The sequence below is a fragment of the Planktotalea sp. genome (assembly GCF_039984035.1).
In the GTDB taxonomy this organism is placed as follows: domain Bacteria; phylum Pseudomonadota; class Alphaproteobacteria; order Rhodobacterales; family Rhodobacteraceae; genus Planktotalea.
Window position 1 is genome coordinate 1 of record NZ_JBDWVM010000156.1, and the last position, 19,571, is coordinate 19,571.

Genomic DNA, 19,571 nt, shown 5'->3' on the forward strand with positions numbered 1-19,571 from the left:
TGCCCCAATCCAAGGCGATCCAGTCAGGGGATATCGTCTTGTCAGAACTCATCCCGTCACCACCACGCCGCCATCGATCACAAGCGCTTGGCCCGTCATCGCGCGGCTCAGATTGGACGCAAGAAACAGCACGCCGCCGACAATATCGTCTGGCTCGAGCGGGTCTTTCAGGCATTGGCGGTCCAAATGCGCTGCAAGCCCGTCTTCTGTGACCCACATATCCTTTTGCTTTTGCGTCAACACCCAACCTGGGGCGAGCGCATTAACGCGAATTTTGTCACCGCCAAGATCGCGCGCGAGCGAGCGGGTCAGACCGTTGATCGCCGAATTCGCCGCCGTATAGAGCGGGTAGCCGCCATTGCCCATCATGTAAGAAATTGAGCTGAAGTTGATGATTGATCCACCGCCGGCCGCCGCCATGATCGGGGCTGCATGTTGGCAGGCAAAGACATAGGCCTTGAAGTTAATGTCCATCATCCACGTATAGAAATCATCATCGATGGCAGCCAATTCATGACGTTTGTCATTCGCTGCGTTGTTCACCAGCGTCGTGATCGGTCCATGACGTTCGCTCGCTTCATCGATTGTCGCTTTGAGCCGCTCGATATCCGTGATGTCACAAGACATGAAATGCGGACGATTTCCGTGCTTTTCTTCCATCGCGTCGCAGAATTCGGTGGCGTCTGAACGCCCGACGAAAGCGACCTTTGCGCCTTGAGCCAGAAAGCCTTCGCTCAGCGCTGCGCCAATGCCGTTGCCACCGCCTGTGATGTAGACAGATGCGTCTTTGAATTCAGAGAATTGCGCGGTCATAGAAGTGCCTCCGGCAGGGATTTCGGGGAGAAAGGTCGCTTTAGCATTTGCGCCCCTCGATCACCCACATAGTGTCAGGAAAAGTCCATGGCAGAGTAATGCCATGACTCATGAGATAGCTGCCAGACAGCGTAATTTTCTGGTCTTTGAGGATCGGCGCACCACGCGACAGAGCGGGGGCATCGGCCTTGTTTAATAGATTGATCTCGTATTGCGCATTTGGCTCAAGGCACGCAAGACGTAAGGGGCGCGGTTGGATTTGTGCTGATGTCGCAGCTTTGCCAGCAAACAATACAAACCGCGTTCCATCCGTTGCCAATTGCTGCTCTGCAATCACCGCCGGATCAGGGCTGTCGAGACGCAAGATATCTGCATCGGCCATCCAATTGCGGTTGTCTTTCCACCATTGCGTGACCTCTTTAAGCACTGATGTCTCATGCTCGGTAAGCTCGCGCGGGTCCATTTCGAACCCCATATGGCGCTGCGCCGCGACCCATGCACGGATCGAGATGTCGAGCTCACGACTAGAGGTATGGCATTTGCGCGGACCGACGTGGGAACCCGTGACAACAGAAGGCAAGAACAGCGCTGCTTCATGTTGCATGCGCAAACGTTCCAGCGCGTCGTTGCTATCAGACAGCCACACACGATGGGTCTGCTTCAAAATGCCAAAGTCGATACGTCCACCGCCAGAGGCGCAACTTTCGATTTCAACGGAAGGGAAGTCATTGCGCAGACGTTCCAACAGCGCATAAGTTCCGCGTGTTTGCGCTGCATCTGGCGTTGGCAAAACGCGGTTATGATCCCATTTGATGTAATCAACGGGGTAGGCGGAGAGCACCGCTGCGATGTGATCGTAAAGATACTCGCGCACCTCTGGCAGTGCCATATTCAGGACCATCTGCTGACGGCCCAAAATCTGATCCGAAGCGCCCAAAGCCCAGTCTGGGTGCGCACGATAAATGTCGCTATCAGGGTTCACCATTTCAGGTTCAAACCAAATGCCAAAGGTCATGTCGCGGTTATGGATGTGATCAATCAGCGGGCCAAGACCATCAGGGTATTTGCGCGGATCAATGGCCCAATCACCTAAGGATGACGTGTCATCGTCGCGCATTCCGAACCAGCCATCGTCAAGCACAAACCGCTCTGCCCCTAGATCAGCGGCGCGATTGGCGATATCTTTGAGCGCGTCTAGATCGTGATCGAAATAGATCGCTTCCCAGCAATTATAGTGGACGGGGCGGGGGCGCTTGGTATCGGGGAAACTGACAATTTCGTCGCGAACATGGCGTTGAAAGGCTATAGCGCAGCCATTGATACCCTCATTGGAATAGGTCGCGTAGAGCGGCGCCGATTGGAACGTCGTGCCAGCGCTTAGCTCTGTTTCGCTCGCATTGCCGAACTGGATTTGACGACGACCATCAGGCAGTTCTTCGGCGATCATCTTGTGACCGCCGGACCACCCATAATGGAAGGCTTGCGCAGCGCCTTTGGTGTTGCTCGTACCTGTGTTTGGAACAATCAACCCGGGGAAATGTTCATGCCCCGTGCGCCCTGTGCGGCTTTCACGCATACGGATGCCAGCGCTCCACGGCGTCTTGTTCGGCAGAAACTCACCACACCACCGCCCCGCGAAATCGATCATTTCCGCGCTGTGTTGCGAGGCAGGAAAGACTGGGGCGGAGAGCCAGTTCAGATGGACAGGGCTATCTGCCTCCAGAAAGGCTTGAGCGGTGATGATATGGCTTTTGGCATCAACTGCAAAACGGGCGATATAGTTCAGACCGTTGTCTGCATCGCGGTAGCGCAGGCTAAGTTCAGCATCGTTCGCGTCTACGCTTTCAAAACGAAACAGCGGCAATATTAGTGCACCAGTCGCGCTACGCAGCGACAAACCCGCTTGACCCGGGAAGGTGCGAGCAGCTTCTGGGCAGATGCTCAGATCCGGATTTTCATCCAGCATACCGCCCGTCACATCGATCCCATGCGCAGCCTGCAATGTGGCCAAGTCTTCATCCATTGGCAGCGGATCGCCCCAATAGATCACTTGTGGCAGTCGCTCTTCAAGTGACGCCAGAACAAGCGTTTGGCGGCTGCAATCTAGTCTCCACTGTTTCATCTTATTTCACAGCGCCCAACGTTAGGCCTGCAATGAAATGTTTCTGCATCAAGAAGAACATCAAAACAGGGGGCAGGGCCGCGACGATAGAGCCTGCGCTCATCAAATGATAGGCAGCGCGGAACTGTGAATTGAACGCGGTGATGCCAGCGGTCACGGGCTGCGCATCTGGTCCTTGGGTCAGAACCACGGCCCAGAAGTAATCATTCCAGATAAAGGTAAAGATGAGCACGGCCAGCGCTGCCAAGGCAGGCTTCATCAGCGGCAAAACCACATAGAGGAAGATCTGCCATTCGCGCACGCCCTCAACGCGCGCCGCTTCGATCAATGGGAACGGAAGCGCGCGAATGAAATTGCGCATAAAGAGTGTACAGAAGCCGGTTTGGAAGGCGACATGAAACAGGATCAGACCTGTTTTCGTATCATAGAGGTCCATGTTTACAGTGAGTTCGCGAACGGGGACCATCAGGATTTGGAACGGAACAAAGTTGCCAGCGATGAACATAAAGAAGATCAGCAGATTGCCCTTAAAGCGGTAAATGCCCAATGCAAAGCCCGTCATCGCGGAGAGGGCAATCGTACCCAGAACCGTTGGGATGGTGATGAACATAGAGTTCAGCAAATAGCGCGGCATATCGCTTTCAAAGAAAACTTTTCCGTAGTTTTCAAAGAAATTAAAGCTGCTGGGCATGCCCCAATAATTACCGTTGGTGAAATCGGAATCGGGCCGGATCGAGAACACAGCAACAGCGATCAGCGGCAAAAGCCAGACGATGAGCGCAATGGGGAGCAAGCCTTGGTATGTTAGCTGCCAAGAGCGCGAACTTTTTTCGATAGGTGTGGGAAACATCAGCGTGCCTCCTTTTCGTCGCGCCACATGGAATAGAGGAAGTATACGATAAAGCCGAGCATGATGAAGAACAGCACCGTCGCAATGGCAGAGCCATAGCCCATGCGGAAGCCGAATTCAGAGAGGCTTTCTTCGAACATGTAAAAACTGAGAACACGGGTGGAGCCGAAAGGGCCACCGTTGGTCATGATAGAGATCAGATCGAAGCTGCGTAGCGCGCCGATGATGGTCACAACGAAGGCGATGAAGGTCGCTGGTTTGAGCTGTGGTAGGATCACGTACCAGAGCATTTTCCATCCCTTCGCCCCATCAAGGCGGGCAGCTTCAACTTGCTCAGGATCAACTGCATTGAGGCCCGTGAGGTAGAGGATCATGCAATAGGCTGTCTGTGGCCAAAGGCCGGCGGCGATGATGCCATAGGTCGCCAGATCAGGATCGCCAAGGATGTTGACCGAACCCATGCCAAAGAACCCAAGGATCGCGGTTAGCAAACCTTCGCGCGGCAGGTAGAACCAAGAAAATACAAGGCCGACAACCACTTGCGAGATCACAAAGGGAAAGAAGAAGAGCGATTTGTAAATGCGAATACCGCGCACGGTTTGGTTCAGGAACAGTGCGATAAACAAACCAAACGGGATCGCCAGCAGATAAAGCGCCAGCCATTTCAGATTGTTCCAAAAGGACGTCTCGAACTTTCGGTCCATCTTTTGATCGCCAATACCGAGCAGGCGCTCGTAATGCGCTGTACCGATATATGTCTTTTCACCCAGACCGTCCCATTCATGGAAACTGATCCAGAAGCTCTGAAAGATCGGAATGATCACATAGAGCGCAAAGAATAGAATACCGGGCAACAGAAAGAGCCAGGGCGTGACAGCGATCTCGTTGCGCCGATACCAGCTGCGGTTTGATGTGGGCGTGGCCATGTCGGGCTCCTGATCGGGTCAACACATGCGAAAACGTTTGATCGTTTGCGAATGGGTTAACAGCAGTTTTGTCGCTTGGGGTAGAGAGTGGCCCCGCCACAATGGGCGGGGCGCAGAAGACGGCGGTTAAGCCGCCTCCCAGTGCTTATTTGTAAACGCGTGCGCGTGTGTCTTCGAGACGTGCAAGGATGTCATCCAGATTGTCTGGGAACACCATGAATTCTTGCAGACCTTCCATGCCGGCAGATGCCATTTCCGCAGGGAAATCACGGTCGAAGAACTGTGCAACGCCGCCTTGTGCGTTGTTGGACAGCATGTCGAAGCCTTTTTCGATGAACTTGTCAGACGCTACAGAAGAGCCAGAGTTCACAGGAAGTTGGCCCAGCTTGTCGCCACCGTTGATGTCAGACTGAACGTCCGCAGATGTCACGAACTTCAAGAACGCTTTTGCAGCGTCTTTGTTGCTCGCACCAGATGGGATGTGGAACGTGTCTGTTGGCGCATCTTCACCTTGTGGCGTGTCTGCGATTGTTGGGAACTGGTAGAAGCCCAACTGATCATCGGAAAGACCAGCTTCACGAAGTGGTGCGACCGCGAAGTTACCCATTAGGTATGCTGTTGCCTCACCCTTAACCATGAACGGAAGCGCTTCCTGCCATGAGTAGTTCTGGTGATCGTCAACGAACGCGCCCATGTCGATCAGCTTGCGCCAGTTTGCGAATGTTTCGCGAACGCGGTCATCTGTCCATGCGACGTTGCCTTGTGCGAGTTCCATGTGGAAATCAAAGCCGTTTGTGCGCATGTTCATGTAGTCGAACCAACCGCCAGCTGTCCAAAGGTACTTGGAGCCGATTGTGTAGCATTTGCGACCAGAATCTACGATTTTCGCGCAGTTTGCCATTTCTTCGTCGAACGTTGCTGGCTCAGAAAGACCGAGTTCTTTGAAGATGTCTTCGCGGTAGTAGATGCCCCACTGGTAGTACGTGTACGGAACGCCCCACTGTTTGCCATCGATGGTCATCGCGCCTTTTGTGGATGCGAGCGCTGCGAGCTCTTCGCTTTCCCAAAGGTCGGATACGTCTTCGAACAGACCAGCGGACACGTATGGGCCCATGCGGTTTGCCGCGTACCAGTTCACTACGTCAGGTGCGTTGGCGCTGAGTGAGTTACGGATCTGTGTTTTCCACGCTTCGCGGTCAACGATCGTCAGATTAACCGTGAGGTCAGGGTGCATTTCGTCGAACTGCGCCGCGAGACCTTCCATCACTGCGCGTGGCGCAGGGTTGGACATGTCTGAAGTGATGTTCAGTTCGCCTTTAAGTGCACCGTGACCGTCTGCAAATGCAGTGCCGGCCAGAATCGTGCTGGCAGCGAGCGTCGCAACGGACGCTTTGATAATGGAACGCATGGTTTCCTCCCTAGATGCTTTCCTATGTCAAACAGGGCACACGAATTTCGAGATGCCCAGCCTTCGTAATTCCACTTTTCGAAGTTCCATTATTTGAAACTTGGTTTTGGATATTGATACTAAATCGCGACTCGGCTAGGCTTGTCAACAGCCAAGGGCCAAAACCGAACGTTTCGATGTGAGGAGGCAGGCCACGGGCAGGGGAGGAAAAACTATGTCGCAAGATCGCTCGAAAAGCGATGGAACCGTCGGGAAAGCGCTCGAGATCCTTGATCTTGTTGCGTCCTTTCGTCGTCCGGTTCGGTTTTCCGAAGTCCTCGAACGTGCCGATTTTCCCAAGGCCACTGTCTATCGTTTCATTCAAACGCTGACGTCCCAAGGGATGCTAAGTTACGATCCTGATCGTCAAACCTATGCGCCAGGGATTCGCCTCGTGCGCCTTGCACATGCCGCTTGGCAGCAAAGTTCGCTCGCTCCCATTGCACGACCTGTCATCGACAAACTGGCACGCGACGTCGGCGAAACGGTCCACCTCGCGCAGCTTGATCACGCGCAAGTGCTCTACGTCGATAAGATCGTCCCCGGCCAACCCATTGAGATGTATTCGCAGGCCGGTAAGGTCGGCCCCGCCTATTGCACAGGCGTTGGCAAGGCGATGATGGCGTATTTGGAAGCTGATCATCTGGCCGAGGTCATTGCGCAGCAGAGTTTCCATGTTTTCACGGAACATACACTCGCAAGTGAAGAGGCCTTGCGCGCAGAGCTGCTTGATATCCGATCCAACGGATACGGTTTTGACCGCGAAGAGCATGAGCCGCACATCATTTGCGTGGCCCTGCCGATCTTAACGAAACGGGGCCGCGTGCTCGGCGCGTTGTCTGTCACCAGCTCAACGCTGCGCACCAACTTGGCCGCGCTCGAAGTTCTCGTGCCGCGCATATCAGAAGCGGCAGCCGCCATCGCACAAGACGCGGAAAGCTGGCGCTTTCCCGATCAACCGAACACACAATCCGCCAATACGGCAAAGGGGTAGGGCTCATGTCAGGAGTTACGCTGAACAAAGTCATCAAGAAATATGGTGATGTGCAGGTTATTCACGGGATCGACTTAGAGATCGAAGACGGCGAGTTTTGCGTCTTTGTTGGTCCGTCTGGGTGCGGCAAGTCCACGCTTTTGCGGATGGTGGCTGGTTTGGAAGAAACCACAGACGGTCAGATCAATATCGGCGCCCGCGATGTGACCCGCGAAGATCCGTCCCAGCGCGGCGTTGCGATGGTGTTTCAAACATACGCTCTCTATCCGCATATGACGGTGCGCGATAACATGGGCTTTGGTCTGAAAATAAACGGCCATCCGAAGGCCGAAATCAGAGAGAAGGTCGCGGAAGCCACGCGGATTTTGAAGCTTGAGCCTTATCTGGATCGCAAGCCCGCCGCCTTGTCCGGTGGTCAGCGTCAGCGTGTGTCTATCGGGCGCGCGATTGTTCGTGGCCCTGAAGTGTTCCTGTTTGATGAACCTTTGTCCAACCTCGATGCGGAACTGCGCGTTGAAATGCGCGTAGAAATCGCGCGCCTGCACAAAGAAATCGGCGCAACGATGATTTACGTAACCCACGATCAAGTCGAAGCGATGACGCTTGCTGACAAGATCGTCGTGCTGCGCCTCGGGCAGATCGAACAGGTTGGCAGCCCAATGGAGCTGTATCGCAACCCAGCCAATAAATTCGTGGCTGGCTTTATCGGTAGCCCCGCCATGAACTTCATGGACGGTGTGCTAGGCGAGGGCGGCGTTGTGACTGTGCCTGCCCTCAAACAGGATGTTGCGACTGGTGTTCAGGACGTTGCAGGAACCAAGGTCAGCTTTGGCATTCGTCCTGAGCATCTGACCATCGATCCTGCGGGCGATACGTTCAAGGTTGATCTGACAGAGAGCTTGGGCGGAACGTCCTATGCCTATCTCGTTGCCGAAACTGGCGAGCGCATTGTCGTTGAAGAACGCGGTGATGAACGCTGCAGCGAAGGCGATATTGTAGGCCTCAGCTTTGAAGAAAGCCGTTCCTATGTCTTTGACGCCGCGAGCGAAGCGCGCATTCGATAACGCGCGCTTACTTTAATCGACAGGCAAGTTAGACGGAACACGCGTCGGTCGCCCCATTGGGCGATCGTTGCGCGTTACGCCAGTGAGACTGCGCAAAAAGGCTTCAAGCTCATTAATCTCTTGATCGCTCAGCGCGGCAGGAGTGATGTCCAAGGCTTGGTTCTGCCGCGCCATTTCGCGACTGTCTGATTGTACAACAAAATCAATCGCTTTGATCCACGGCGCAGGGCGCAAGGCGGCCATTTCTCTGGTCCAATTCGCTTTGCTGCCAATAGGATCAAGATGATGACGGATCATATCTTGCAGCGTCGGATAGGCCCCGTTGTGCCCATAAGGCGCGGTCAATTCGATGTTGCGTAAGGGCGGCGTGCGGAAGCGGTAAGCATCTTCCGACGCGTCGCTTTCCCCCATACGCCCCACATCTCGTGCAATCGGATCAAAGCGACGCGTGCGGCCGGGCCCAAAGGCGGGCAAGGACAGGGCATGGAACTCTTGATCCGTAAAGAGCGCACCGGAATGACAACTGGCGCAATTGGCCTCGCCATAGAACAGCTCCATGCCGCGCATCGCGGCGTCGTTAAGCGATTTTTGCTGGCTCAAATAGGCATCGAACGGGCTATCAAAGCTGCGCCATTCAGAGTTGATAAAGGCAGCTAAAGCATTGCCGATGTGCACTATATTGATGTCTTTCGGGTCTTCCACATCGTCAAAAGCTGCGACAAACATATCGGAATATTCTGGGATTACGCGCACGCGTTTTGCGATGATCGGCCATGCGGCATCGATACGGTCATGGACCGCGCCGGCGACTTGGTTTTCCTTGGGGTTCCCTGCCATTTCAAACTGTGCGGTCAGCGGGAACAAGGCCTGCGCCGCGGTGATGTTGTCGAGTCCCTTGGGGAGCCATTCTTCCGCAGGGGAGTTGAAACCGTTGTCATACAAATCAGACACCGACAAACGCCCGTCATGGAAAATATTGCGGATGCTTTTGTGACCGATATTCCAAAGCGCAGGCGCGTTGCGCGGAATGCGTTTGCGGATGCGGTCCTCGCCCGTGCCAGCCGTGCGTTCAGGGCCAAGACCCATGCCGCCTTCACCAATTCCGAGGCTCAAACCATCTGCGCTGCCATGATCGTGATGATGGCAGGTTCCACACGAAATGTTCCTGTTCCCGCTCAGAATTTTATCGTAGAAAAGCAGCTGTCCGATGCTTGCTTTTTGCGGATCACTCGGGTGAAATTGATCAAGGCTAAGGGGTGCAGGCAAGTCCTGCGCGTTGGCAGCAAACGGCACAAACGCGAGGAAAAGCGCATGCGTAAGATATTGACGGTATTGGCTCTTTTGGGCGCGCCTGCCTTTGCGGAGATCGAAGAAGCCCGCGATCTGATGGAGCAGGGCCGCTTTGAAGAAGCGCGCGAAGCCTTCTGGCCCGCGGCCCGTTCTGGCAATGCGGACGCCGAAGAGTTGATTGGCGTGATGTACGCACTCGGCCTCGGGGTGGAGCAAGACTACGAACGCGCTTTTGAATGGTATTTGCGCTCCGCCATGAAGGGACACCCGGGGGCGCAAAGCGGTGTCGCGTGGTACTACGAGGTCGGTCTCGGCATGCCCGCCATTGATCTCACGCGCGCCTACATGTGGTACGTCCTGAGCGCGATTGGCGGCGATCCCGACGCGGCGATTTCCCAAGAGGAAGTCGTGAAAAAGATGACGAAAGAGCAAATTGAAAAAGCGCATGTTCTGATCGATGACTACCGTGTGTGGATGTATCCGTTTCGCTAAGAGCGTAGTCGAGTTGGTGGCCTAGGTGAAGCGTTTTGATGCGCTACAAAGACACCCAATTGAGGTGTTTGTCTTTGGCAACTCGAGTAGGCTGCACGCGAAATTCAAACGATGCACACATCTAATTTGCGGCACTGTTCAGTGGTATTTGAATGCCTCATTTACAGCGTGCAAATAGCCATAATCGTCAGACCTTCACTTTAAACCTATTTCGTCTCGCTAAAGATGGCAGAACACTTTGCAGCAACATCTTGTGGCAGGGGAATGATTTTCATTTTGTTGTCGAGGTGGCTCGTAGCACCCAAAGCATAAGCCTGCTTGAATTGCCTTCTTTCACTTATGTATTGGCAAGTAATTTTATTAACCTCTGTTTTTCCATGTGTCGCGGAGGACAATAGCGCATTGTTGTTCAGGACGGCTAAATACAGCATCATATTCAACATTTGCTTGCTATGTTTGGAACCGGACATGTACCTAATGATATCGTCATATACCCAACGACAGGTGGCCAGAGCGTCTAGTCCGCCTGGATCGGACTTTTCCAGTGTTATGCATTCATTTGTTCTTTCGACGAAGGCATTAAGGTCCGCCTGTAGATCCTGAGCGGAGGCCGTGTTTGGTAGCGTTATTGACTTTGCCAAAATACACAAGGCCATGAAAGTTCTAAATTTTCTCATAATTTTGCTCCTCTTAAACATCATTTTTTGCGACGTTAGCTGTCCTTGCGCCGGGAAATCTAAGCGGCTCAAAGTCTTTCAATAAATATCGCCGGGGCTCTAAATTGAACCAGCCTCCACCATGTAATTGCTCGCCGTGCACATCGCCGCATCATCTGAGGCGAGGAACAGGACCATGCGCGCAACGTAAACTGGATCGATCAAGTCAGGCAAACACTGCCGCGCGCGATGCCCCTCAAGTGCTTCGGGTATAGCCCAAAGGGTTTTCTGACGTTCTGTCATGATCCAACCCGGAACCACCGTGTTCACCCGAATGCGATGATCGCCGAGATCGCGCGCCATTGTGCGGGTCAGTCCGTGCACAGCCGCTTTCGCAGTAGCATAGGCAGGAAAACCGCCGCCTGCTTCCCACCACGAATTTGACCCCATGTTGATAATCGATCCACCGCCGTTTTCGATCATGCCGGGGGCAATGGTTTGTATTGCGAAGAACATGTGTTTCAGGTTGGTTGCCTGACGCTCATCCCAATATTCGGGTGTCACGTCCTGCCAAGCATGGCGATCATCGCGAGCCGCGTTATTGACGAGAACATGAGCAGGGCCGAGGCGATCCGTCAGCGCGCCAAGAGCGGTTTTCATCGCGTCAATATCGCGTAGATCGCAAATTTCGTAACTGACACCTACGAGAGAGCTGGCGAGTTTTCGACTCGCGACCTCATCCAAATCAAGAAAACCAACCCGTGCACCCTGTGCGGCGAATGCCATAACCATCTCTGCGCCGATGCCTTGGGCACCCCCTGAGATGATAACGGTTTTGTCTTTCAGGCTCGGGTAGATTGCGAAATCTGGCATTGGGTTTCCTTGTCTCGGAGTAGGCTAGGGCAAGTGTGCCAAGCTTTACGGGAGGTTCAAACAAAAAGCGACGCCTCGGGGACGTCGCTTTTCTAATTTTATGCCATCTTCAAAGAAGACGATAAAGCAATTTGCTTTACTTGATGTCTGCCATACGGCCAGCGTTGATGTCCGCTTCCGCGTCCGCAACAGCTGCTGTCAGAGCGTCAAAGATTTCTGGGCCGCCGTCGATGTTGCCTTTGAACCAGTCATAAACAGGTGCCGCAGACTCTTTGAAAGCTGCTTTTTCTGCTGGTGTTGGAACGTAAAGATCACCGCCGCCTGCGACGAAATCTTGGTACGCTTGGATGGACTTACGCTTTGGTGACGCGAAGGTCGCCTGCTGAAGCGCAGAGAAACCATCAACCACAACAGAACGCATGTCTTCTGGCATGGACATGAACTTGTCGTTGCTCATCCACCACAGAGCGCCCATGTAAGCGTGGCCGTCAAGTGTGACGTACTGCAGACCCGCATCTGGGAATTTCATGCCCATGATGTCGGTGATGCCGTTTTTGGAACCTTCAACAACGCCCGTTTGGAACGATGTGAACAGCTCAGGCCATGGGATCGGTGTCGGGGACGCACCCAATGCGCGAACGAGCTCTTGTGGAAGGTCGGCAACAACCGTACGGATTTTCAGGCCTTCCATGTCGGATGGGTTTTGAACACGGCGTTTTGTGTTCGCAAAGTTGCGCCAGCCGCCTGTGTTACCAATTGTCATCAAACGGATTTTGTCGCCTGAAGACGCCAGTGCCATTTCACGCATTTTACGTGTGAAGTCGCCGCTGAGAACTTCTTCTGCGATGCGGTCGTCCGCCATCAGGTATGGCAAATCAAGAACCTGCACATATGGGAAGATGCCGGATGCACCGCCTGATGTGGAGATATAGACGTCGATGGAGCCGTCAGCCACACCTTGTAAGCATTCTGCGCCTTTGGAGCAAAGCTGCGTGCCGATGAAGAGTTCTACTTCGATTGCGCCGTTGGATGCCGCCTCAACGTAGTTTTTGAAGACAACAAGACCGTCATAGTCTTCGTCGTTCTCGTTAGAGTTGGCTGTGGCACGGATCGTGTAATCCGCCGCCTGCGCCGCGATGGAACTCGCCGCGATCAAGCTGGCTGCAAGCAGCGATTTGGTTAGTGTCTTTAGCATTTCTTGGTTCTCCCAATTAGTTTTTTAGTTAGTTTACGAACCCGGTTAAACGCGGGATCGTCATCGAAATGGCCGGAATATATGTGATCAAGAAAATCACGAAAATTTCGACCAAAAGGAAGGGCATAATGGCGCGCGCGATGGCTTCGACGCGCTCGCCGCTGACCGAGCTGGCAACAAACAGCACCAAACCCATGGGCGGTGTGGCTAGGCCAACGGTCAAGTTGACGCTCATAATGATTGCAAAGTGCACAGGGTGCACACCGAGATCTACGAAGATCGGGCCCAAGATGGGGCCGAGGATGATGATCGCAGGACCTGCGTCCAAGAACATACCAACGAGGAACAACAACAGGTTGATCAACATAAGCAAGATGAGCGGGTTCTCGGAAAGGCCAAGGATGATTGCGGCAAGCTGCTCTGGCGCGTGGCTGAGGCTGACAACGGTTTTGAATGCCATCGCTGAACCAACCAGCAAAAGAACGACCGCTGACGTGCTTGCGGCTTTCATCAGGATCAGCGGCAAGTCTTTCATTTTCAAGGTGCGCAGGATGAAGAAGCCCACGAGGATCGCGTAGAACACTGCGACGGCCGCGGCTTCTGTCGGGGTAAAGACACCGATCAAAATACCGCCCAAGATTAGGACTGGCGTTTGCAGCGGCACCATCGCGCGTTTGCAGACCATGCGAATGTCATGGCTGACCGTGCGGCGCACGCCCAAGAACAAGACGTGTGCTGCGAGTAGGGATGCCACGAGGCTACCCCAGTTTGCGGCCGCGCTCGCATCTTCGCCGAGCGGCACAAAGGACCAGATCAATAGGCCGATGTTCAAACGGATCAGAATGAAAGAGACCCACCACTCTACAGGACCCATCGTTGTGCCTGTCAGAACCACGCGTTTGGCCGCTGGCAAATCGTATTTATCTGCCGTCAAACGCACCATGATCATCAGGCCAACGCCGACAAGGATGCCGGGGACAAGACCCGCAAGGAAGAGCGCTGCAACGCTTTCGCCCATGACATAGGCATAGATGATCATAATGCCGGACGGCGGAATGATCGGGCCAATCACGGAAGAAGCGGCTGTGATCGCGGCGGCATACTTACGTGTGTAGCCTTCCTTCTCCATCGCGGGGACCAACATGGACCCGAGCGCAGAGGTGTCGGCAACAGCAGAACCGGACAGGCCAGCAAAGAGCATCGAGGACAGAACGTTCACTTGCGCAAGACCACCGCGTAAATGGCCCATCAACGCTTGGGAAAATTCAACGAGGCGCTCAGTGATACCGCCGCGGTTCATCAATTCGCCCGCAAGCATGAAGAACGGGATCGCCATCAGCGGGAAGCTATCCATGCCGTTGTAGACGTTTCGATAGAGAAGGGCGACGTCGCGCTCTTGGCCGTTGAGCCAAAGCAAAATACCCGGCGCTGCAAGCAGGCCGAAGAATACAGGTAGACCGATCATCAAGAAGATCAAAAAGACGGGTAGGAACCAAATTAACATTATTCTGCTCCCGCTAGATCAAGGTCTGACAGTGGCTTCAACGTGTCGCCCCCGCCAAAAAGGGTGATGATTGAGCGCAAGATCAGCTCAATGTTGACGATGGTCAAAAGCACGAAGCCAACAAAGATCGACATATACATGTAACGCAACAGAACCTTGAAGCTGGTTCCACCAACCCAATCGAGCGGCACCCACAGCGTAGAGGAGGCAAACTTGCCGCCAAACCCGAAGGTTTCGGTGTAGCCAAGCTTTGCGGCGGTCACGAGAACGATCAGCGAGATGGCGAGCAACAAAAGGCTCACGATTGCGGCCAGGGTTTTGGGCAATGCGCGCTCAAACATGTCAATCGCAACGAAACCGCCAGTGCGATACGCAGACGGTGCAATCAGTCCGGTCATCCAAAGCATCAGGAAACGGGCTGCCTCATCGGGCCAAGGCAAAGCACTGTTCAAAACATAACGGAAAAACACTTGAACCAAGATACAGACCACCATCAATGCAATGCACGCAACAGCGATCCCGCGGCCTATTGGCAGCACGACGTCATTAAAGATCTGAAACGGGGCAAGAAGCCCCTTCAAAATAGTCATCTACGTCTCCTCCCGATATTCGCCGGTTGTACAAAGCCGATGCGAATAGACGTTTTATTGCTCCAGAAAGCCTCCAAACTTTCCAGAATAGAACATTATTGGCTTTCCTGGTTGCGTGCTGACGCGGGTTACGCGACCAACAACAATTGCATGATCGCCTGCGTCATGAACCGCTTCACGCGTGCATTCAAAACGTGACAGGCAGTGTGAAATCAACGGCACACCTTTCGGGCAAGCATGCCAGTCATATCCGTCAAAGGCACCCCCATTTTTGGTGAAGCCGTTACAAATCTCTTTTTGATCTTCAGATAGGATATGAATTGCGAAGTTCTCGGCTTTGGTAAACGCATCGAAACGCTTGCACGATTTGGCAGGGGACCACAGCACAAGGGCCGGATCGAGCGATACCGAAGCAAAACTGTTTGCAGTGATGCCAAGAGGGCCGAATTCACTGTCACATGTAATGACAGTGATACCCGTTGCAAAACGCCCCAAAGCGTTGCGAAAATCGCGCGCAGTTTCGGCGCTAGGCTCGAAGCTGTCGGCGACAGCGATAGGGGGCATTTCGCGGCTCATGGCACTTCGTCTCCGAGCGCGATTGTGTAAAGTTCAAACCAAGTTTGGCGATCCATATTCACTTTCATCGCATCGCTAATTTTGCCGATACGCTCAAGCGAGTTGGTTCCCAAGACCGGCATGATCTTTGCAGGATGCGCAAGAAGCCAAGCCACTGCAACTGCTGTTTCATCAACGCCGTGTGCTTCACCTATTACTTTCAGTGCATCCAGCAGCTCTTTATTTTCATTTGAAAAAAGCGCCCCGCCTGCAAGCGGTGACCAAGCCATAGGCGCGATCTTGCGCTCTTGGAGGTACGCAACGTCACCATTGGTGAAACCTTGATGCGCAAGCAGGGAAAGTTCGATTTGGTTGGTTGCTAGAGGTGTGCTCATTGCGGATTGCAACAGTGTCCAATCGTGAAGCTTGAAGTTGGACACACCAACGGATCGTACCTTGCCAGACGCTACGACCTCATCCAATGCTGCGCCTGTTTCTTCGGCGTTCATCATCGGGTCGGGGCGGTGGATAAGCAGCACGTCCAAACGGTCGGTGCCCATGAGGCGCAATGAGTGTTCAACAGAAGCGATAATGTGCGCACGCGATGTGTCGTAATATTTGACACGCGCATCAGAATATCGGCCTGCGGGCGCAACGATATCGCATTTCGTGACGATCTCGATCTGATCCCGCAGCGACGTGCCACGCATCGCGTTGCCCATGATTTCTTCAGCTTCGTAGCCGCCATAGATGTCGGCCTGATCCATCGTTGTGATGCCTTGTGCAAGGCAGCTTTCGATCTTCGCTTGAACATGGCCTGTGCTGGTGTCGGCATCATCGCCAATACGCCACATGCCATAGACAAGACGGCTCAGGCTTACATCTGAATTTAGGTTAATACGGTCCAATTTAACGTCGCTCCCCCGCGCCAAGCGGTGTCAGTGGTGTGCTTGCTGGCACCCGGCCATAGGCATGGGGCAGCGAGCATGTTTTCAAGTTCGGCAGCACGAGGTTTCCAAAGTGCTTACATTCGTCAATATGTGGGTAGCCGGAGAAGATGAAGGAACGAATACCCATTTTCTGATAGGCTTCGATTTCGCTCATTACTTGGTCCGCGCTGCCAACAAGGGCTGCACCGCAACCAGAGCGCGCGCGCCCGACACCAGTCCACAGGTGTGGCTCAATAAAGCCTTCCATATCCGCCAGATCACGGTTTTTCGCTTGGTGGCTTACGCCGAGCGATGTGCTGTCCAGCGCGCGCTCACGAATAGCGCGGCCCTGTTCATCATCGAGCTTGGAAGTGATGTATTCTGCGTATTCACGCGCTTCGGCTTCGGTGTCGCGCACAATCATGTGGACGCGCAGACCGTAATCCAGCGTGCGGTTATAGCGCTCAGCGACCTGATTGACCGCAACCATACGCTCAGCGAGCTGGTCTTTCGGCTCTGGCCACATCAGGTAAACGTCGCAATGTTCACCGCACAGCTCTAGTGCAGAGGGAGAGTAGCCGCCGAAGTATAGCAACGGCCCGCCGGTTTGGTAGGGGCGGGCAGGGTCAGTGGAAACGCCTTCGAAATTGTAGACGTCGCCTTTGTGGTTAATCTCGTCCTGTGTCCAAGACTGTTTGAGGATTTCCACGACCTCACGAGAGCGCTGATAGCGGAATTCGCTGTCGGCTTTTTCACCGGGAAAATCAGATGAAATGATGTTGACCGTCAGGCGACCCTGCAACATGTGATCAAGCGTTGCGATGGTGCGCGCTAACATAATGGGCTGCATTTCACCGCAGCGTACAGCCGCCAACATATTGATTTTCTCGGTGATCGGCGCGCAGCCGGCAACGAAGCTCAGCGTGTCCTGACCGACCTGATATGAGGACGGGCAAAGGATGTTTCGAAAGCCCTGAGCCTCTGCTTCTTTCACGATGGAGGAGCAATGATCCCAGCTGGATCGCAGGTCTCCTTCGGGCACGCCGAGGAACTGATAGTCGTCAGAACACAGGGCAGAGAACCACGAGACTTCGGCCGCATCAAGGTCGGGAGAGGTAATCGGTACGACGGTCATGTGCGGCCTTTCAAATTCGTTATTTGACCTTGCGTAGCATCCCACAAAATGTAAATCAATGGTGTATCAATTTTTTGAGGTTTGCCACATGCCAGCGCAAAGCAGTCTTCCCCTTTATGTACAGATCGCGGAGCTTTTGATCCGCGACATTGCGGCTGGCCGCTATCTGGACGGCGAGCGGTTTCCGCCCGAGCGCGAGTTAGCAGAACGTTTGAGTACTACTGTAACCACGCTTCGCAAGTCTTTGATGATTTTAGAAGAAAAAGGACTCTTAAAGCGTATTCACGGGTCAGGAAATTATGTTCAAACGCAGGCTGATGTGGACAGCGTTTATGCATTTTTCCGTGTTGAATTACTTGCGGGTGGTGGTCTTCCGACGGCGCAACTTTTGTCGGTTTCGCGGGAAGTGAAGCCAGATGTGCTTCCTGAGTTTGGCCGCAGCGACGAAGGTTATCGGATTCGCAGATTGCGTAGTTTGTCCGGCGTGCCTTGCGTGCTGGAAGAGATCTGGCTCGATGCATCTTACGCGCCGAGCCTGAGTGCGGAGATGCTCTCCGACTCGCTTTACCTTTTTTACCGCGAGCGTTTGGGGCTGTGGATTACGCGGGCCGAAGATCGCTTGAGCGTCGCGCCGTGTCCGACATGGTCGCCAGATGGTTTTGCGCCAGAACATGGTGCGCCGCTCTGTTACGCGGAGCGGATTAGTTGGGCGCAAGATGGCGTGCCTGCGGAAGTCTCACGAAATTGGATCGATACGAACAAAGCGCGCTACATCGCGCGCATCAAATAGGGAGAAGCGTCCATGCAGACGTTCAAATACGGTATCTTGGGTTGCGGCATGATGGGCGGCGAGCACATTCGCAACATCGCACTTTTGGAGAACGCTGAGGTCGCAGCGATTTATGAGCCAAATGCAGAAATGCGCGCTGAGGCGCATGCGACGGCGCCCGGCGCCGCCCTGCCAGAGAGTGAAGATGACTTGATTGCGATGCCCGAATTGGATGCAATTTTGATCGCCTCACCGAACCACTGTCATGCGGCTCAGTTGGAAAAAATTTGCGCGGCGCGCTCTGATCTTGCGATCCTTGTGGAAAAACCCTTGTTCACAGACCCGGCGGACGCTGCGAAGGTCGCGGCGCTCAAGGCGGCTCACAAAGCGCCAATCTGGGTTGCGATGGAATATCGTTATATGCCGCCGATCGCGGCGTTTCTGGAGCAGTTGGAGGTGTCTACAGGCGGCACCAAGATGCTCACGATCCGCGAGCATCGCTTTCCATTCCTTGAAAAGGTTGGGGACTGGAATCGCTTCAACAGCAAAACGGGCGGGACCTTGGTTGAAAAGTGCTGTCACTTTTTCGATCTGATGCGGTTGGCGCTGGGTAGTGATCCTGTCCGCGTTATGGCGAGCGCAGGGCAGGCGGTTAACCACTTGGATGAGGCTTATGATGGCGTTGTTCCTGATATTTGGGACAGCGGCTATGTGATTGTCGATTTCGCGAATGGAGCGCGCGCTATGCTTGAGCTTTGCATGTTCGCAGAGGGGGCGCGCTATCAAGAAGAAATCAGCGCAGTTGGACCTGCGGGTAAAATCGAAGTGTTTGTTCCTGGCCCTGGTCGGTTCTGGCCTGAGCATTTGGGTGCGCCGCCCGTTGCGCGCCTTGTAGAAAGCCCTCGCAGCCCGATGGGGCCAAAAGAGCATGAAATTCCCGTCGATCCGACGCTTTTGGAGGTCGGAGATCACAACGGATCGACCTTTTATCAGCATCAACGTTTTGTCGCTGCTGTGCAGGGGCAGGGCGATGTTGAAGTTAGCCTTGAGGATGGGTCTTGGGCGGTTCGAATTGGGCAAGCTGCTCAGCAATCCGCGGCGACAGGCGCAGCAGTTACGCTGTGACAAGCGCTAAATCGCGTTGAAACACAATGTTTGATGCAAATCCGCCACGCCGCTACATTTAGTGGCGTGGCTGCCTAAAGTGGGCCGATTTCGCATAAAAGTGGCACTAAACCTTGTGCGTTTGATGCAACAATTCCTTGACAGTCTCTGGAAATGGCCGAATCGCTCAACATTTCCCCTATGAAATGCGGCGATAAATTGTTAGCAGTTGGGCATATTGAAAAAAGGCACGCCCAGAAGAG

Annotated in this window: 19 protein-coding genes; 5 read left to right on the forward strand and 14 right to left on the reverse strand. The window is 53.9% G+C overall.

Annotation, left to right across the window (positions count from 1 at the left end):
- Window positions 1-48 precede the first annotated feature (48 nt).
- The 5 genes from ABJQ89_RS07020 to ABJQ89_RS07040 form a co-directional block, all read right to left on the reverse strand.
- Window positions 49-813: an SDR family oxidoreductase gene (locus ABJQ89_RS07020; protein WP_348495547.1), complete on the reverse strand. Its 765-nt coding sequence runs from the start codon at window positions 811-813 to the stop codon at window positions 49-51.
- Window positions 814-853: 40 nt separating this feature from the next.
- Complete coding sequence (locus ABJQ89_RS07025) at window positions 854-2,935, reverse strand: alpha-galactosidase (RefSeq protein ID WP_348495548.1); 2,082 nt, start codon at window positions 2,933-2,935, stop codon at window positions 854-856.
- A 1-nt stretch (window position 2,936) separates the two neighbouring features.
- Window positions 2,937-3,785, reverse strand: a complete 849-nt coding sequence (locus ABJQ89_RS07030) for a carbohydrate ABC transporter permease (RefSeq protein ID WP_348495549.1) — start codon at window positions 3,783-3,785, stop codon at window positions 2,937-2,939.
- Entirely contained in the window at window positions 3,785-4,711 is a 927-nt protein-coding gene (locus tag ABJQ89_RS07035; protein WP_348495550.1) for a sugar ABC transporter permease, read from the reverse strand. The genes ABJQ89_RS07030 and ABJQ89_RS07035 overlap by 1 nt, the downstream gene beginning before the upstream one ends.
- 145 nt (window positions 4,712-4,856) lie before the next feature.
- Complete coding sequence (locus ABJQ89_RS07040) at window positions 4,857-6,119, reverse strand: ABC transporter substrate-binding protein (protein WP_348495551.1); 1,263 nt, start codon at window positions 6,117-6,119, stop codon at window positions 4,857-4,859.
- 214 nt (window positions 6,120-6,333) lie between these two features.
- Between ABJQ89_RS07040 and ABJQ89_RS07045 the strand changes: the two genes are divergently transcribed.
- Together ABJQ89_RS07045 and ugpC are read left to right on the forward strand one after the other, a co-directional pair.
- Window positions 6,334-7,152 (forward strand): IclR family transcriptional regulator, encoded by an 819-nt coding sequence (locus tag ABJQ89_RS07045; protein ID WP_348495552.1) that lies wholly within the window; start codon window positions 6,334-6,336, stop codon window positions 7,150-7,152.
- Between the two features lie 5 nt (window positions 7,153-7,157).
- On the forward strand, window positions 7,158-8,216 hold the full coding sequence (gene ugpC, locus ABJQ89_RS07050; RefSeq protein WP_348495553.1) for a sn-glycerol-3-phosphate ABC transporter ATP-binding protein UgpC: 1,059 nt from the start codon (window positions 7,158-7,160) through the stop codon (window positions 8,214-8,216).
- A gap of 12 nt (window positions 8,217-8,228) precedes the next feature.
- On the opposite strand, the gene ABJQ89_RS07055 is transcribed toward ugpC, so the two are convergent.
- A complete protein-coding gene (locus ABJQ89_RS07055) occupies window positions 8,229-9,482 on the reverse strand; it encodes a cytochrome c peroxidase (protein WP_348495554.1) in 1,254 nt (417 codons plus the stop codon).
- Between the two features lie 45 nt (window positions 9,483-9,527).
- Here ABJQ89_RS07055 and ABJQ89_RS07060 point away from each other — a divergent pair, with 45 nt between their 5' ends.
- On the forward strand, window positions 9,528-9,998 hold the full coding sequence (locus ABJQ89_RS07060; RefSeq protein WP_348495555.1) for a tetratricopeptide repeat protein: 471 nt from the start codon (window positions 9,528-9,530) through the stop codon (window positions 9,996-9,998).
- Window positions 9,999-10,204: 206 nt separating this feature from the next.
- Here the strand turns inward: ABJQ89_RS07060 and ABJQ89_RS07065 are convergent, their stop codons facing one another.
- The 8 genes from ABJQ89_RS07065 to ABJQ89_RS07100 form a co-directional block, all read right to left on the reverse strand.
- Window positions 10,205-10,675, reverse strand: coding sequence for a hypothetical protein (locus ABJQ89_RS07065; RefSeq protein WP_348495556.1), 471 nt, complete (start codon window positions 10,673-10,675; stop codon window positions 10,205-10,207).
- Window positions 10,676-10,774: 99 nt separating this feature from the next.
- Complete coding sequence (locus ABJQ89_RS07070) at window positions 10,775-11,527, reverse strand: SDR family oxidoreductase (protein WP_348495557.1); 753 nt, start codon at window positions 11,525-11,527, stop codon at window positions 10,775-10,777.
- 136 nt (window positions 11,528-11,663) lie between these two features.
- A complete protein-coding gene (dctP, locus tag ABJQ89_RS07075; protein ID WP_348495558.1) occupies window positions 11,664-12,722 on the reverse strand; it encodes a TRAP transporter substrate-binding protein DctP in 1,059 nt (352 codons plus the stop codon).
- Between the two features lie 28 nt (window positions 12,723-12,750).
- Window positions 12,751-14,226 (reverse strand): TRAP transporter large permease, encoded by a 1,476-nt coding sequence (locus ABJQ89_RS07080; RefSeq protein ID WP_348495559.1) that lies wholly within the window; start codon window positions 14,224-14,226, stop codon window positions 12,751-12,753.
- The gene (locus tag ABJQ89_RS07085) at window positions 14,226-14,816 is read right to left on the reverse strand and encodes a TRAP transporter small permease subunit (protein WP_348495560.1); all 591 of its coding nucleotides are present in this window, start codon (window positions 14,814-14,816) and stop codon (window positions 14,226-14,228) included. The genes ABJQ89_RS07080 and ABJQ89_RS07085 overlap by 1 nt, the downstream gene beginning before the upstream one ends.
- 54 nt (window positions 14,817-14,870) lie before the next feature.
- Window positions 14,871-15,392 (reverse strand): flavin reductase family protein, encoded by a 522-nt coding sequence (locus ABJQ89_RS07090; RefSeq protein ID WP_348495561.1) that lies wholly within the window; start codon window positions 15,390-15,392, stop codon window positions 14,871-14,873.
- Complete coding sequence (locus ABJQ89_RS07095; RefSeq protein ID WP_348495562.1) at window positions 15,389-16,279, reverse strand: aldo/keto reductase; 891 nt, start codon at window positions 16,277-16,279, stop codon at window positions 15,389-15,391. Before ABJQ89_RS07095 ends, ABJQ89_RS07090 begins: the two co-directional genes overlap by 4 nt.
- 1 nt (window position 16,280) lies before the next feature.
- Window positions 16,281-17,435, reverse strand: a complete 1,155-nt coding sequence (locus ABJQ89_RS07100) for an LLM class flavin-dependent oxidoreductase (protein ID WP_348495563.1) — start codon at window positions 17,433-17,435, stop codon at window positions 16,281-16,283.
- Window positions 17,436-17,523: 88 nt separating this feature from the next.
- Between ABJQ89_RS07100 and ABJQ89_RS07105 the strand changes: the two genes are divergently transcribed.
- Both ABJQ89_RS07105 and ABJQ89_RS07110 read left to right on the forward strand, forming a co-directional pair.
- Window positions 17,524-18,225 carry a GntR family transcriptional regulator gene (locus ABJQ89_RS07105; RefSeq protein ID WP_348495564.1) on the forward strand — a complete coding sequence of 234 codons (702 nt, stop codon included), beginning with the start codon at window positions 17,524-17,526 and terminating at the stop codon, window positions 18,223-18,225.
- 12 nt (window positions 18,226-18,237) lie between these two features.
- The gene (locus ABJQ89_RS07110) at window positions 18,238-19,329 is read left to right on the forward strand and encodes a Gfo/Idh/MocA family oxidoreductase (RefSeq protein ID WP_348495565.1); all 1,092 of its coding nucleotides are present in this window, start codon (window positions 18,238-18,240) and stop codon (window positions 19,327-19,329) included.
- Window positions 19,330-19,571 lie beyond the last annotated feature (242 nt).